Source organism: Legionella quateirensis (assembly GCF_001467955.1).
GTDB lineage: Bacteria > Pseudomonadota > Gammaproteobacteria > Legionellales > Legionellaceae > Legionella > Legionella quateirensis.
On the sequence record NZ_LNYR01000014.1, the window covers coordinates 1 to 300 of the forward strand.

The window sequence follows — 300 nt, forward strand, 5'->3', positions numbered from 1 at the left end:
TTAAGCAGGCTTTCGGTATGGCTTATTAAGCTTGGAATCGTTCCTGAGCGAATTAGGCCAGGACACCCTGAGGAAAATGGGCGTCATGAACGCATGCATCTGACACTTAAAAAAGAAACCGCATCACCACCCCAATGGGATCAAAAAGAGCAACAATACACTTTTGATTTGTTTAAAAAAATGTTTAATGAAGAAAGGCCTCCTGAGGGAATCGAATTTAAAAAGGCCTGCATGGCTATATAATCAATCATCACGCACTCTTCCTTCCCGTATAGCACCAGTTGAATATGATTCTTCTGT

Annotated in this window: 1 protein-coding gene; it reads left to right on the plus strand. The window is 41.3% G+C overall.

The window, feature by feature from the left end:
- Window positions 1–243: integrase core domain-containing protein (locus tag Lqua_RS18710; RefSeq protein WP_157076132.1), on the plus strand; the 243-nt coding region annotated here is incomplete at its 5' end.
- Window positions 244–300 lie beyond the last annotated feature (57 nt).